This is a genomic window from Micromonospora sp. NBC_01392 (genome assembly GCF_045040125.1).
Lineage (GTDB): Bacteria > Actinomycetota > Actinomycetes > Mycobacteriales > Micromonosporaceae > Micromonospora.
The window spans coordinates 2788803-2801807 of sequence record NZ_CP109549.1; the positions used below are offsets into that span (position 1 = coordinate 2788803).

15 protein-coding genes are annotated in these 13005 nt (G+C 72.5%); 12 read left to right on the top strand and 3 right to left on the bottom strand.

Features of this window, described 5'->3' with window-relative positions:
* Positions 1–94: 94 nt before the first annotated feature.
* The 8 genes from OG767_RS12805 (at position 95) to OG767_RS12840 (ending at position 8263) form a co-directional block, all read left to right on the top strand.
* Complete coding sequence (locus OG767_RS12805; protein ID WP_107160180.1) at positions 95–556, top strand: DUF948 domain-containing protein; 462 nt, start codon at positions 95–97, stop codon at positions 554–556.
* Between the two features lie 31 nt (positions 557–587).
* A complete protein-coding gene (locus tag OG767_RS12810; protein ID WP_107160014.1) occupies positions 588–893 on the top strand; it encodes a hypothetical protein in 306 nt (101 codons plus the stop codon).
* The gene (alaS, locus tag OG767_RS12815; protein WP_405093599.1) at positions 890–3571 is read left to right on the top strand and encodes an alanine--tRNA ligase; all 2682 of its coding nucleotides are present in this window, start codon (positions 890–892) and stop codon (positions 3569–3571) included. Before OG767_RS12810 ends, alaS begins: the two co-directional genes overlap by 4 nt.
* Before the next feature lie 247 nt (positions 3572–3818).
* Positions 3819–4292, top strand: a complete 474-nt coding sequence (ruvX, locus tag OG767_RS12820; RefSeq protein WP_405093600.1) for a Holliday junction resolvase RuvX — start codon at positions 3819–3821, stop codon at positions 4290–4292.
* Complete coding sequence (mltG, locus tag OG767_RS12825) at positions 4276–5475, top strand: endolytic transglycosylase MltG (protein ID WP_405093601.1); 1200 nt, start codon at positions 4276–4278, stop codon at positions 5473–5475. The genes ruvX and mltG overlap by 17 nt, the downstream gene beginning before the upstream one ends.
* The gene (locus OG767_RS12830; protein WP_405093602.1) at positions 5475–6287 is read left to right on the top strand and encodes a shikimate dehydrogenase; all 813 of its coding nucleotides are present in this window, start codon (positions 5475–5477) and stop codon (positions 6285–6287) included. Before mltG ends, OG767_RS12830 begins: the two co-directional genes overlap by 1 nt.
* A gap of 173 nt (positions 6288–6460) precedes the next feature.
* A complete protein-coding gene (gene aroC, locus OG767_RS12835; protein WP_405093603.1) occupies positions 6461–7639 on the top strand; it encodes a chorismate synthase in 1179 nt (392 codons plus the stop codon).
* 114 nt (positions 7640–7753) lie between these two features.
* Complete coding sequence (locus OG767_RS12840) at positions 7754–8263, top strand: shikimate kinase (protein WP_405093604.1); 510 nt, start codon at positions 7754–7756, stop codon at positions 8261–8263.
* Here the strand turns inward: OG767_RS12840 and OG767_RS12845 are convergent.
* The gene (locus OG767_RS12845; RefSeq protein ID WP_405093605.1) at positions 8253–9056 is read right to left on the bottom strand and encodes a cytochrome c oxidase assembly protein; all 804 of its coding nucleotides are present in this window, start codon (positions 9054–9056) and stop codon (positions 8253–8255) included. The two genes, OG767_RS12840 and OG767_RS12845, sit on opposite strands and share 11 nt — an antisense overlap.
* Complete coding sequence (locus tag OG767_RS12850; protein WP_405093606.1) at positions 9035–9535, bottom strand: DUF2243 domain-containing protein; 501 nt, start codon at positions 9533–9535, stop codon at positions 9035–9037. Before OG767_RS12850 ends, OG767_RS12845 begins: the two co-directional genes overlap by 22 nt.
* 92 nt (positions 9536–9627) lie before the next feature.
* On the opposite strand from OG767_RS12850, the gene aroB reads away from it, so the two are divergent.
* From aroB to nusB, 4 genes are read left to right on the top strand one after another with little or no spacing between them, the layout of a single operon-like run.
* Positions 9628–10704: a 3-dehydroquinate synthase gene (gene aroB / locus OG767_RS12855; RefSeq protein ID WP_405093607.1), complete on the top strand. Its 1077-nt coding sequence runs from the start codon at positions 9628–9630 to the stop codon at positions 10702–10704.
* On the top strand, positions 10701–11147 hold the full coding sequence (aroQ, locus tag OG767_RS12860) for a type II 3-dehydroquinate dehydratase (RefSeq protein WP_405093608.1): 447 nt from the start codon (positions 10701–10703) through the stop codon (positions 11145–11147). Before aroB ends, aroQ begins: the two co-directional genes overlap by 4 nt.
* A gap of 44 nt (positions 11148–11191) precedes the next feature.
* The gene (efp, locus tag OG767_RS12865) at positions 11192–11749 is read left to right on the top strand and encodes an elongation factor P (RefSeq protein ID WP_281939722.1); all 558 of its coding nucleotides are present in this window, start codon (positions 11192–11194) and stop codon (positions 11747–11749) included.
* Between the two features lie 23 nt (positions 11750–11772).
* Positions 11773–12183: a transcription antitermination factor NusB gene (gene nusB / locus OG767_RS12870; protein WP_405094207.1), complete on the top strand. Its 411-nt coding sequence runs from the start codon at positions 11773–11775 to the stop codon at positions 12181–12183.
* 65 nt (positions 12184–12248) lie between these two features.
* On the opposite strand, the gene OG767_RS12875 is transcribed toward nusB, so the two are convergent.
* Positions 12249–12737, bottom strand: a complete 489-nt coding sequence (locus OG767_RS12875) for a transcriptional regulator (protein WP_013285505.1) — start codon at positions 12735–12737, stop codon at positions 12249–12251.
* Positions 12738–13005 lie beyond the last annotated feature (268 nt).

Here is a 13005-nt window from a genome sequence, read left to right on the forward strand (position 1 = left end):
GGGCCGCCGGGGTGCGACGTGGGCAGGTTGGGCAGGTACGGTCGCGCGTTCCGGGGCGTCGGGTCCCGGGACAATGCTTGAGGAGGACATGCGCGTGAGTGGTGGAGAGATCGCTGCGCTGATCGCGGCCGGTGCGTTCCTGATGCTGGTGCTCGTACTGGCGGTGCCGATCCTGCGGCTGCGGCACACCGTCGACGCGACGACCCGCATGATCGGCGACCTGAACGAGCGCACCGGGCCGCTGCTGGGGGACGTGAACACCACGGTGAAGAACGTCAACGTGGCGCTGGAGCAGGTGCAGACCTCGCTCGACGGGGTGAACCTCCAGCTCGCCAAGGTGGACACCATGACCAGCCACGCGCAGAACGTCACCGCGAACGTGGCGAACCTGGCCACCGTGGTCTCCGCGGCGGCGGCCAACCCGCTGGTGAAGGTGGCCGCGTTCGGTTACGGCGTGCGCAAGGCCGCCTCCGCCCGCCGGCACGCCGAGACCGAGCGCGAGGTGCGCGACACCATCAAGCAGCAGCGTCGGGCCGCCAAGCGCGGCAACCGCTGACCCCACCGGCGTACGCGGGAAGGATGAGAGCATGAGGCGGTTGTTCTGGCTGGGCATCGGGCTGGCCGTGGGCGTCCTGGTGGTGCGTAAGGCCACCCGGACCGCGCAGGCGTACACCCCGGCGGGCATCGCCAACGGGCTGTCCGAGTCCGCCGGTGGGCTGGTCGAGTCGGTGCGCGCCTTCGTGGACGACGTCCGGGTCTCGATGGCCGAGCGCGAGCAGGAGATCCACGAGGCCTTCGCCCGCGGCGAGGCGTACGACGACGAGTTCGCCGAGCTGCGGGAGGACCCGCGGATCGGCGATCGGCAGATTTTCCCGGAGGAGCACCAGCGATGAAGACGGCGGAGATCAAGCGGCGGTTCCTCGCCCACTTCGAGGCGAACGGGCACGCCGTGGTGCCGTCCGCTCCGCTGCCCGCCATCAGCGACCCGAACCTGCTGTTCATCAACGCGGGCATGGTGCAGTTCGTGCCCTACTTCCTCGGGCAGCAGTCCCCGCCGTTCGACCGGGCGGCCAGTGTGCAGAAGTGCATCCGGACGCCGGACATCGACGAGGTCGGCAAGACCAGCCGGCACGGCACGTTCTTCCAGATGAACGGCAACTTCTCGTTCGGTGACTACTTCAAGGACGGGGCGATCCCGCTCGCCTGGGACCTGGCCACCAAGTCGGTCGAGGCGGGCGGCTTCGGGCTGGACCCGGAGCGGATCTGGGCGACGGTCTACCTCGACGACGACGAGGCGTACGACATCTGGCGCGCCACCGGCGTGCCGGCCGAGCGGATCGTGCGCCGCGGCAAGGCCGACAACTTCTGGTCGATGGGCATCCCCGGGCCGTGCGGCCCGTGTTCGGAGCTGTACTACGACCGCGGTCCGGAGTACGGCCGCGAGGGTGGTCCGGAGGTCGACGAGGACCGCTACCTGGAGTTCTGGAACCTCGTCTTCATGCAGTTCGAGCGCGGTCCGGGCGTCGGCAAGGAGGACTTCCCGATCCTCGGCGACCTGCCGGCGAAGAACATCGACACCGGCATGGGCCTGGAGCGGATGGCCTCGCTGCTACAGGGCGTGGACAACCTCTACGAGATCGACGAGGTCAAGCCGATCCTGGACCGGGCGGCCGAGCTGACCGGCAAGCGGTACGGCGCGCACTCCGGGCACGCGGCCCACCAGTCGCACCCGGACGACGTGCGGCTGCGGGTGATCGCCGACCACGTGCGCACCGCGCTGATGCTGATCGGCGACGGCGTCACGCCGTCGAACGAGGGTCGCGGCTACGTGCTGCGCCGGATCATGCGCCGGGCGATCCGCTCGGTGCGGCTGCTGGGCTACCAGGACCGGGCGCTGCCGGAGCTGCTTCCGGTGGCCCGGGACTGCATGGCCCCGTCGTACCCGGAGCTGGCCGAGGAGTTCGGCCGGATCTCCCAGTACGCGTACGCCGAGGAGGACGCGTTCCTCGCCACGCTGCGCGCCGGCACCACCATCCTGGACACCGCGATCGCGGAGACGAAGTCGGCCGGCAAGCCGGCGCTCTCCGGTGACAAGGCGTTCCAGTTGCACGACACGTACGGCTTCCCGATCGACCTGACCCTGGAGATCGCCGCGGAACAGGGCCTCCAGGTGGACGCGGACGGTTTCCGCCGGCTGATGGCCGACCAGCGCAGCCGCGCCAAGGCGGACGCGCAGGCCCGCAAGACCGGGCACACCGACGTGTCGGCGTACCGGTCGGTGCTCGACGGCGGCGGGCCGGTGGAGTTCACCGGCTACACCGAGCTGAACCGGGAGTCCCGGGTGCGCGCGCTGCTGGCCGGCGGCGCCTCGGTGGCCGCCGCGGCCGAGGGGGACACGATCGAGCTGGTGCTCGACACCACCCCGTTCTACGCCGAGGGCGGCGGGCAGCAGCCCGACCAGGGTCTGATCACGGTCGGCGGCGGGCAGGTCGAGGTCTTCGACGTGCAGCAGCCGGTGCCCGGCCTGATCGTGCACCGGGCCCGGGTGGTGCGCGGCGAGGTCCGGGCCGGGGAGACCGGGTACGCGGAGATCGACGCGTCCCGCCGGCGGGCCATCTCCCGTTCGCACACCGCGACGCACCTGGTGCACCAGACCATGCGGAACTTCCTCGGCGAGTCGGCGACCCAGGCGGGTTCGCTGAACGCGCCGGGCCGGCTGCGGTTCGACTTCAACACCCCGACCGGGGTGGCGCCGAGCGTGCTGCACGACGTGGAGCAGCAGGTCAACGAGGTGCTCCTGGCCGACCTGGAGGTGCACGCGTTCGTCACCAGCCAGGAGGAGGCCCGCCGGATCGGCGCGATGGCGTTGTTCGGCGAGAAGTACGGCGAGCGGGTCCGGGTGGTCGAGGTCGGTGACTACGCCCGGGAGCTGTGCGGTGGCACGCACGTGGCCCGCTCGGCCCAGCTCGGCCTGGTCAAGATCCTCTCCGAGGCGTCGGTCGGTTCCGGTGTGCGCCGGATCGAGGCGCTCGTCGGCATGGACGCGTTCGGCTTCCTGGCCCGCGAGCACCTGCTGGTGTCCCGGCTGGCCGAGCTGTTCCGGGTGCCGGGCGAGCAGGTCGCCGACCGGGTGGAGCAGACCGTCACCCAGTTGCGGGACGCGGAGAAGGAGCTGGAGAAGCTCCGCGCCCAGCTCGTGCTCGGTGGGGCGGGCGCGCTCGCGGCGCAGGCGAAGGACGTGCGCGGCGTCGCGTACGTGGGCACCGAGGCGCCCGAGGGCGCGGCGGCCAACGACGTGCGGACCCTCGCGCAGGAGATCCGTGGCCGGATCGACGCGGCCCGCCCGGCGGTGGTCGCGGTGGCGGCCCGGGCGAACGGCAAGGCGTCCCTGGTGGTGGCCGTCAACGCCGCCGCCCGGAGTCGGGGCCTGATCGCGAAGGACCTGGTCAAGGCCGCGTTCTCCGGTCGGGGCGGCGGCAGCGACGACCTGGCCCAGGGCGGCGGCCTGCCCGCCACGGAGGCGCCGAGCCTGCTGGCCACCGTGGAGAAGGCGATCGCCGACGCGGCATGAGCGAACGCACCGAGCGAAGCGAGGGCCGTGGGCGCATGCCCGGTCGGCACGGCATGAGCGAACGCACCGAGCGAAGCGAGGGCCGTGGGCGCATGCCCGGTCGGCACGGCATGAGCGAACGCACCGAGCGAAGCGAGGGCCGTGAGCGCATGCCCGGCTGTGCGGCATGAGCGAACGCACCGAGCGATGCCAGGGCGGACCGGATGGTCCGCCCTGGCCCGTACCGGCTGAAGGAGGTGCCCGGCAAATGGCTGAATTCGACCGTGGTGTCCGGTTGGGGGTGGACGTCGGCCAGGTCCGGGTCGGGGTGTCCCGGTCCGACCCGCACGGCATCCTGGCCACCCCGCTTGTCACGCTGGCCCGGGACCTGACCGCCGAACCGGACGCGGTGCCCGCCGACATGGCCGAGCTGGTCCGGCTGGCGGCCGAGCACGAGGCGGTCGGGATCGTCGTCGGCCTCCCGGTCAACCTCGCCGGAAAGCACGGGCCGGCGGCGGTGAACGTATCGGCCTATGCCACCCGTTTGGCTGATGTAATGAGGCCGATTCCGGTGACGTTGACGGACGAGAGGATGTCGACCGTCGTCGCGAGTCGTAGGCTGGCCGAGCGGGGCGTCCGGGGAAAGCGTCAACGAGCGGTGGTCGACCAGGCCGCCGCGGTGGAGATTCTGCAGAGCTGGTTGGACGCACAGCGGAGGCGGACGGATGATCGACGATCTTGATCTGGGGTTCGACGAGCAGGACAGGGGGGAGAAGGGCCGGCACCGGCGCGGCGCGGTGCGCCGCCGCCAGGGCAAGTCCGGCGGCAGCCGGGGCAAGACCCTCCTCGCGCTCGCGCTCGCGCTGATCCTGCTCGGCGGCATCGGCGGGGGTGCCTACTACGGCTTCGACCGCGTCCAGAACTACTTCGTCACCCCGGACTACGACGGCTCCGGCACCGGTGAGGCGATCGTCGAGATCAAGCAGGGCGCGCTGATCGCCGACATGGCCGACGCGCTGGTGGCCGCCGACGTGGTGAAGAGCACCAAGGCGTTCATCGAGGCCGCCGAGGAGAACGCGCGCAGCAAGAACATCCAGCCCGGCACGTACAAGCTGCGCAAGCAGATGAGCGGCGACGCGGCGGTCACGGCCATGCTGGACCTGAAGAACAAGATCGTCAACGGGCTCACCATCCCCGAGGGTCGCACCGCGAAGAACGTCTACAAGCTGCTCTCCGAGAAGACCGACATCCCGGTCAAGGAGTTCGAGACCGCGGCGAAGGACCCGGAGGCGCTGGGCGTACCGGACTGGTGGTTCAAGCGCTCCGACGGCAAGAAGATCAAGCCCTCGATCGAGGGCTTCCTCTTCCCCGACACCTACGAGATCCCACCGAAGGCCACCGCCGAGACGGTGCTCAAGCTGATGGTGGAGAACTTCCTCACGGTCACCGGCGAGATGAAGTTCGCCGACCGGGTGCAGGCGGAACGCGGCGGGGTCAGCCCGTACGAGGCGCTTGTCGTCGCGTCGCTGGCGCAGGCCGAGGCGGGCAACAAGGACGACCTGGGCAAGGTCGCCCGGGTCGCCTACAACCGGGTGTACGGCGAGTTCGACTGCAACTGCCTGGAGATGGACGTCACGGTCAACTACTACCTGGAGCTGACCGGGCAGAAGACCAAGGCGTCCAAGGACATGACGCCGGCCGAGCTGGACAATCCGAAGAACCCGTACAACCGCAAGCTGCGCGGTCTGGTGCCCACGCCGATCAACAACCCCGGCAAGCAGGCCCTGGAGGGTGCGATGGCACCCCCGCCGGGCAAGTGGCTCTTCTTCGTGGCGATCGACAAGGAAGGCCACTCGGCTTTCGCCGAGACCTACGAGGAGCAGCGCCGCAACGAGCAGAAGGCCAGGGAGGCCGGGATCATCTGATGGCCGCCCCACACCGCGCGGCGGTGGTCGGCCGTCCGATCGCCCACTCGCTCTCCCCGGCGATCCACAGCGCCGGGTACGCGGCGGCCGGGTTGACCGGCTGGTCGTACACGACGATCGAGGCCGGCGCGGACGAGCTGCCCGGCCTGGTCGCGGGCCTCGGCCCGGAGTGGGCCGGGCTGTCGGTGACCATGCCCGGCAAGGAGGCGGCGCTCGCGCTGGCCGACGAGGTCTCGCCGGTCGCCGCCGCGGTCGGCGCCGCCAACACGCTGGTACGCCGACCCGACGGCACCTGGTACGCGGACAACACCGACGTGACCGGCATGGTCGAGGTGCTCACCGGTGCCGGCTGCGTGACCGGCGCGGTGGTGACCGTGCTCGGGGCCGGGGGCACCGCCCGGGCGGCGATCGCGGCGGCGGCGCGGATCGGGGCCGCCGAGGTGACCGTGGTGGCCCGCCGGCCCGAGGCGGTCGACGAACTGCGCCCGGTGGCGACGGCGGTCGGGGTGCCGCTGGCCGGCGCCATGTGGGACGGCGCGCCCGCGCACGCCCGCGCCGACCTGGTGATCTCCACCGTGCCGAAGGGCGTCGCCGACCCGCTCGCCGACAACTTCGACTGGCGCCCGGAGACGGTGCTGTTCGACGCGTTGTACGACCCGTGGCCGACGCCCCTGGCCGCGGCGGCGCTGGCCGCCGGTTGCCGGGTGATCTCCGGCCTCGATCTGCTGCTGGCCCAGGCGGTCGGCCAGTTCGAACACTTCACCGGCGTCTCCGCCCCGCGTGCCGCGATGCGCGCCGCGCTGGCGGGGTAAGGACGGGCCCCCGCTTAACGCCTCCGGTAGAGGTAGGGCCCCCGCTTGATCGCGCCCGGCCGGCGCGCACGTGGCGGCGGGGAGTGGCCGGGCGTGCGGGCGGGCGAGTCCGCAAGGCGGGACACCGGCGGCACCGCGCGGGGCCGAACCGGGGGCGTGACAGACTGTCCGCTGTGTTGCGCTGGCTGACTGCAGGTGAATCGCACGGACCCGCCCTCGTCGCGCTGATGGAGGGGGTGCCCGCCGGCATCGAGGTGACCACCACCGAGATCGGCGACGAGCTGGCCCGCCGCCGGCTCGGCTACGGTCGGGGTGCCCGGATGGCGTTCGAGCAGGATGAGATCGAGATCATCGGCGGGCTCCGGCACGGCGTGACGCTGGGCAGCCCGGTGGCGATCCGGGTGGGCAACTCCGAGTGGCCCAAGTGGCAGACCGTGATGGCCGCCGACCCGGTCGACCCGGCGGAGCTGGCCGCGCAGGCCCGCAACGCGCCGCTGACCCGTCCCCGCCCGGGCCACGCCGACCTGGCCGGCATGCAGAAGTACGGGCACACCGACGCCCGGCCGATCCTGGAGCGGGCCAGCGCCCGGGAGACCGCCGCCCGGGTCGCCGTGGGCACGGTCGCCAAGGCGCTGGTGCGGCAGGCGCTCGGTGTGGAGATCGTCTCGCACGTGGTGGAGCTGGGGCCGGTGGCGGCGAAGCCGGGCCTGCGGCCCACCCCGTCCGACGCCGCGCGGATCGACGCGGACCCGCTGCGCTGCCTCGACGCCGAGGCGAGCGCCCGGATGGTCGCCGAGGTCGACGCCGCGAAGAAGGACGCCGACACGCTCGGCGGCGTGGTCGAGGTGCTCGCGTACGGCGTGCCGCCGGGCCTGGGCAGTCACGTGCAGTGGGACCGCAAGCTCGACGCCCGGCTGGCCACCGCGCTGATGTCGATCCAGGCGATCAAGGGCGTCGAGATCGGCGACGGGTGGCAGCAGGCGCGTTCCCGTGGCTCGGAGGCGCACGACGAGATCATCCCCACCGCCACCGGCGTGCGTCGGGTCACCGACCGGGCCGGTGGCCTGGAGGGCGGCATCACGACCGGCGAGCCGTTGCGGGTGAAGGCGGCGATGAAGCCGATCTCGTCGCTGAACCGCGCGCTCGCGACGATCGACGTGACCACCGGCGAGCCGGCCACCGCGATCAACCAGCGCTCCGACGTGTGCGCGGTGCCGGCGGCGGCGGTGGTCGCCGAGGCCATGGTGGCGCTCGTGCTGGCCGAGGCCGCGGTGGAGAAGTTCGGCGGCGACTCGGTCGCCGAGATGCGCCGCAACCTGGCGAGCTACCTCGACAGCCTGGTCGTTCGGTGAGCGCGAGGAACGCAGCGCAGCGGAGTCCCGCAGTCGCGAACGGAAGGTCAGCGCGGTGAGCGCGAGGAACGCAGCGAAGCGGAGTCCCGCAGTCGCGAACGGAAGGCCGGCACAGTGAGCACCCGGCCGGTCTGCGTGCTGGTCGGGGCGCCCGGCTCCGGCAAGACCACGGTGGGCACGGCGCTCGCCGCCGCGCTCGGCGTCGACTTCCGGGACACCGACACGGACATCGAGCGGCTGGCCGGCAAGCCGATCCCGGAGATCTTCGTCGACGAGGGCGAGGACCACTTCCGTACGCTGGAGCGGGCCGCCGTGGCGGCGGCGCTGGCCTCGCACGCCGGTGTGCTCGCGCTCGGCGGCGGCGCGGTCCTGGCCGAGGAGAACCGGGCCGCGCTGATCGGCCACACGGTGGTGCACCTGTCGGTGGAGCTGCCGGACGCGATCCGGCGGGTCGGGCTGGGCGCCGGCCGGCCGCTGTTGGCGTTGAACCCGCGGGCCACCCTCAAGCACCTGCTGGACCAGCGCCGCCCGCTGTACGCCGAGGTGGCGACCGCGACCGTGGTGACCGACGGCCGCGCGCCGGAGGACCTGGCCGCCGAGATCGCCGCCCTGCTCAAGCCCTGACCGGCGCGGCGGCGGGCCGGGTGGCCGGGCGGCCGGTGGGGCGCTCCGGCCGCCAGGTGGCGAGCAACGCGAGCGCGAGGGCGATCTCGGCCAGGTCACCGAGGTAGTACATGAGCGTGGCGCCGGCCCGCAGCTCGGCGCCGGTGGCCGGCACGTCGACGAGCACGCCGGCGTAGAGCAGTTGGGCGATCGTGGCGTGGGCGGCGACGCCGGCGCCGAGCACCACGAGGCGTACCGGCACCCGGGGGCGGTGCGGGCCGGGGTCCCGTCCGGCGACGGACCAGGTGAACAGGAAGCCGCTGAGCAGGAAGTGCGCCTGTGTCAGCGTGTGCAGCAGCGGGTTCTCCAGCGTCGCCCGGTACAGCGGGGTGAGGTGGAGCAGCCACAGCCCGCCGGCGGTGAGCAGCAGGCCGGTCACCGGGTGACCGAGCACCCGCGCGGCCGGGTGCCGCAGCAGGTGGACCAGCCGTCGTGCGGTGCGCCGGTCCAGGGTGCGCAGCAGCAGGGTGACCGGCGCGCCGAGCACCAGCGCCAGCGGCGCCAGCATGCCGATCAGCAGGTGCTGCCACATGTGCCCGACGAAGTCGTCGCCGGGCGCGAGCAGCCCCGCCGCCACGAGCAGCGTGCCCAGCCCGAAGCTGACGGTCCGCCGGTGCGCCCAGCCGGGGCCGCCCGGGTCGCGCAGCCGCAGCGCGGCGGCCAGGTAGGCCCAGAACATGACCGCCGGGAGCAGCGCGGTCGCCGGGAAGCCGCCGGCGTGCCCGGCGTGGCTCACCGCGTCCGCGGCGCGCACAGGTCGATCGCGGCGGCCCGCCGCTGGATCGCCCAGCCGACCGCGACCAGGAGTACGCCGAGCGCCAGGAAACCGAGATCCCACCAGGTCTGGTACGGGCCGCCACGGACGTGGTGGATGCCGAGCAGGTGGTGGTCGACGACGCCCTCCACCAGGTTGAACAGGCCCCAGCCGACGAGCACCCAGCCCCAGAGCATTCCGGAGCGCCAGAGCCGGCCCCGGGACCGGGTCACCCGGGCGTAGAGCAGGGCCAGCCCGGTCAGCACCGCCACCCAGGTGACGACGTGGAACAGGCCGTCCCACAGCGTGTTCATCTGGAGGCCGGGCACGGTGTCGACCGGGTAGTCCCGGATCCCGACCCGGTCGGTCGCGGTGCTGCTGAGCATGTGGTGCCACTGGAGGACCTGGTGCAACGCGATGCCGTCGACGAAGCCACCGAGGCCGACGCCGAGGATCGTGGCGGGAAGACGGATGCTCATCCCGCCGCCCTACCCGGGGCGCGGCCGGACAAACGCCCCACGGAGTGGACAGTCGCCGCGCCGGGGGCGGGCGCTGGACTAGGCTGCCGGCGATGGACGAGGTGACCCGGATCCCGGTCGGCGGCGAACGGCCGTACGACGTGCTGGTGGGACGCGACCTGCTCGACCCGCCGCCCGAGCTGCTGCCCGGCGCGGAGCGGGTGGCCTACCTGTACGCTCCGCCGCTCAAGGCGCTGGCCGAGCGGCTCGCCGAGCGGGCCCGCGCCGACGGCGTCACGCCGCTTCTGGTGGAGGTGCCGGACGCCGAGGCGGGCAAGCACGTCGACGTGGCCGCGGCCTGCTGGGACCGGCTCGGCGCGGCCGGTTTCACCCGGACCGACGCGGTGGTCGGGGTGGGCGGCGGCGCGGTGACCGACCTGGCCGGCTTCGTCGCGGCCAGTTGGCTGCGCGGGGTGCGCTGGGTGCCGGTGGCGACCTCGCTGCTCGGCATGGTCGACGCGGCGGTCGGCGGCAAGACCGGGATCAACACGGCTGCCGGCAAGAACCTGGTCGGCGCGTTCCACCCGCCGGCCGGCGTGCTCTGCGACCTCGCGACGCTGGACGCGCTGCCCCCGGCCGACCTGGCCGCCGGGATGGCCGAGGTGGTCAAGTGCGGCTTCATCGCCGACCCGGTGATCCTCGACCTCATCGAGCGGGGCCCGACGGCCGCACTGGACCCGACCGGCCCGGTGGTCCGTGAGCTGGTCGAGCGGGCGGTGCGGGTCAAGGCCGACGTGGTCGGCGGTGACCTGCGCGAGTCCGGGGTCCGCGAGGTGCTCAACTACGGGCACACGCTCGCCCACGCGATCGAGAAGGTGGAGGGGTACCGCTGGCGGCACGGTCACGCGGTCGCCGTCGGGCTGGTCTACGCCGCCACCCTCGCCCGGCTCGCCGGCCGGCTCGACGAGGCCACCGCGCGCCGGCACCGGGACGTGCTGACCGCGCTCGACCTGCCCACCGGCTACCGGGCGGACGCCTGGCCGGAGCTGCTCGCCGCGATGCGGGTGGACAAGAAGGCCCGGGGGAGCCGACTGCGGTTCGTGGTGCTGGACGGCCTGGCCCGCCCGGCCATCCTGGAGGCCCCGCCGGACGAGCTGCTGGCCGCGGCCTACCGGGAGATCAGCTCGTGAGGGCGTACGTGCTCAACGGGCCGAACCTGGGCCGGCTCGGCACCCGCCAGGTCGACGTGTACGGCGTGACCAGCTACGCCGACCTGGTCGCCATGTGCGAGCGGACCGGGCGGGAGCTGGGGCTGGACGTGGTGGTCCGGCAGACCGACGCCGAGCACGAGCTGCTGGGCTGGCTGCACCAGGCGGCGGACGAGGAGGCGGCGGTGGTGTTGAACCCGGCCGCCTGGTCGCACTACTCGATAGCGGTCCGGGACGCCTGCGCCATGCTGCGGGGCCCGCTGGTCGAGGTGCACATCTCCAACATCCACGCCCGGGAGGAGTTCCGGCACCACTCGGTGGTCTCGGCGGTGGCCACCGGCGTGATCTGCGGCCTGGGCGTGGACGGCTACCGCCTGGCCCTGCACCACCTCGCGCAGCGCGCGAGTCCGATTCGACACAGCTAGTAGACTTGGTGGGTCTGTCCGCCAATTGATGATCAAGGCAGGAAATGGCCACCACCAACGACCTGAAGAACGGCCTGGTACTCAACCTGGACGGCGAGCTGTGGGCCGTCGTCGAGTTCCAGCACGTCAAGCCCGGTAAGGGTGGTGCGTTCGTGCGTACCACGCTGAAGAACGTGCTGTCCGGCAAGGTGGTCGACAAGACCTTCAACGCGGGCACCAAGGTCGAGACCGCCACCGTCGACAAGCGCACCATGCAGTACCTGTACGCCGACGGCGAGGACTACGTCTTCATGGATCTGGAGACGTTCGACCAGATCACCGTGATGGGCGGCACCGTCGGCGAGGCCGCCAACTACCTCCTCCCGGAGGCCGAGGCGACCGTCGCCACCCACGAGGGCGTCCCGCTCTACATCGAGCTGCCGACCTCGGTCGTGCTCGAGGTCACCTACACCGAGCCGGGCCTGCAGGGCGACCGGTCCACCGGTGGCAACAAGCCGGCCACGGTCGAGACCGGCGCCACCGTCCAGGTGCCGCTGTTCATCACCACCGGCGAGAAGATCAAGGTCGACACCCGCGACGGCCGTTACCTCGGCCGAGCCTGATGGCCGAGGGTCCGAAGCAGCAGATGCCGGCGCGCCGCAAGGCGCGCAAGCGGGCGCTGGACGTGCTCTTCGAGGCCGACCTGCGGGACCGGCCCCCGGTCGAGGTGCTCGCCGGCTACCTGGAGCGGATCGAGCAGCCCCGCCCCGACCACCTCGGCTACGCGGTCGGGCTGGTCGAGGGCGTCGCGGCGCACCTCGACCGGATCGACGAGATCATCGCCAGTTACGCCGAGGGGTGGACGCTGGAGCGGATGCCGGTGGTCGACCGCAACCTGGCCCGGATCGCCGTGTACGAGTTGCTCTACGTCGACGAGATCGACGACGCGGTGGCGATCAGCGAGGCCGTCGAGCTGGCCCGGCAGATGTCGACCGACGACTCGCCCCGCTTCCTCAACGGCATTCTCGGCCGGATCGCCGAGTACGCCAGCCGCTGAGGCTCCGCACCTGGTGACGACGAAGGGCCCGTGCCGGACGGCACGGGCCCTTCGTGGTGCGTGGCTCAGGAGGCGAAGAACGCCCGCGGGTCGGCGACCAGCACACCGTGCTCGGTGAGCCGCTCGATCAGGCCCGACGGTGAGGCGTCGTAGACGATCGCGAGGGCCCGCAGGTCGTCGGCGCGGATGGAGAGCACCCGGCCGTTGTAGTCGCCGCGCTGCTGCTGGATGGCGCGGGCGTACCGGGCGACGTAGGCCAGGTCCTCGGAGGCCTCGTCGTAGAGCCGCTCCAGGTCCAGCACGATCTTGCTGGTGGGCTCGTGACGCACCCCGCTGCCGTCGGGCAGCAGCTCCGAGACGGGAACGCGGTAGAAGTCGGCCAGCTCCGCCAGGCGGGACACGGTGACGGCGCGGTCGCCGCGCTCGTACGAGCCGACCACCACGGCCTTCCACCGCCCGTTCGACTTCTCCTCCACCCCCTGCAGGGACAGGCCCTGCTGCTGGCGGATGGAGCGCAGGCGGGCGCCCAGCGACTTGGCGTATTCAGAGGGCATTCGGACACTCCCAGTGCTGCTCGGGGTTCTCCCAGCTATCGCTACGGAGCGTGACGGTACGGGGATTGCGACAACTGGTCAAGTGGTGGTGTCGGGGACGTTCGACAGGCCGGTGTGGCTTGTCCACATTTCGCCGGGCTGACCGGCAGGTCAGGACCGGCGGCAGCGGGGCCGGTGACCGCTGGTAACGTGGCGTGGAGCCCCGGTCCGGGCCCCGCGCGGGCCCACCGGAGTCGATAGACGTCCTTTAACGACCCGTCCCGTGAGG

Excerpts from the sequence above, each read along its gene's own strand:
- OG767_RS12810 (WP_107160014.1), top strand. The coding sequence starts at position 588 with ATGAGGCGGTTGTTCTGGCTGGGCATCGGGCTGGCCGTGGGCGTCCTG.
- alaS (WP_405093599.1), top strand. The coding sequence starts at position 890 with ATGAAGACGGCGGAGATCAAGCGGCGGTTCCTCGCCCACTTCGAGGCG.
- ruvX (WP_405093600.1), top strand. The coding sequence starts at position 3,819 with ATGGCTGAATTCGACCGTGGTGTCCGGTTGGGGGTGGACGTCGGCCAG.
- mltG (WP_405093601.1), top strand. The coding sequence starts at position 4,276 with ATGATCGACGATCTTGATCTGGGGTTCGACGAGCAGGACAGGGGGGAG.
- OG767_RS12830 (WP_405093602.1), top strand. The coding sequence starts at position 5,475 with ATGGCCGCCCCACACCGCGCGGCGGTGGTCGGCCGTCCGATCGCCCAC.
- OG767_RS12850 (WP_405093606.1), bottom strand. The coding sequence starts at position 9,535 with ATGAGCATCCGTCTTCCCGCCACGATCCTCGGCGTCGGCCTCGGTGGC.
- aroB (WP_405093607.1), top strand. The coding sequence starts at position 9,628 with ATGGACGAGGTGACCCGGATCCCGGTCGGCGGCGAACGGCCGTACGAC.
- efp (WP_281939722.1), top strand. The coding sequence starts at position 11,192 with ATGGCCACCACCAACGACCTGAAGAACGGCCTGGTACTCAACCTGGAC.
- nusB (WP_405094207.1), top strand. The coding sequence starts at position 11,773 with ATGCCGGCGCGCCGCAAGGCGCGCAAGCGGGCGCTGGACGTGCTCTTC.
- OG767_RS12875 (WP_013285505.1), bottom strand. The coding sequence starts at position 12,737 with ATGCCCTCTGAATACGCCAAGTCGCTGGGCGCCCGCCTGCGCTCCATC.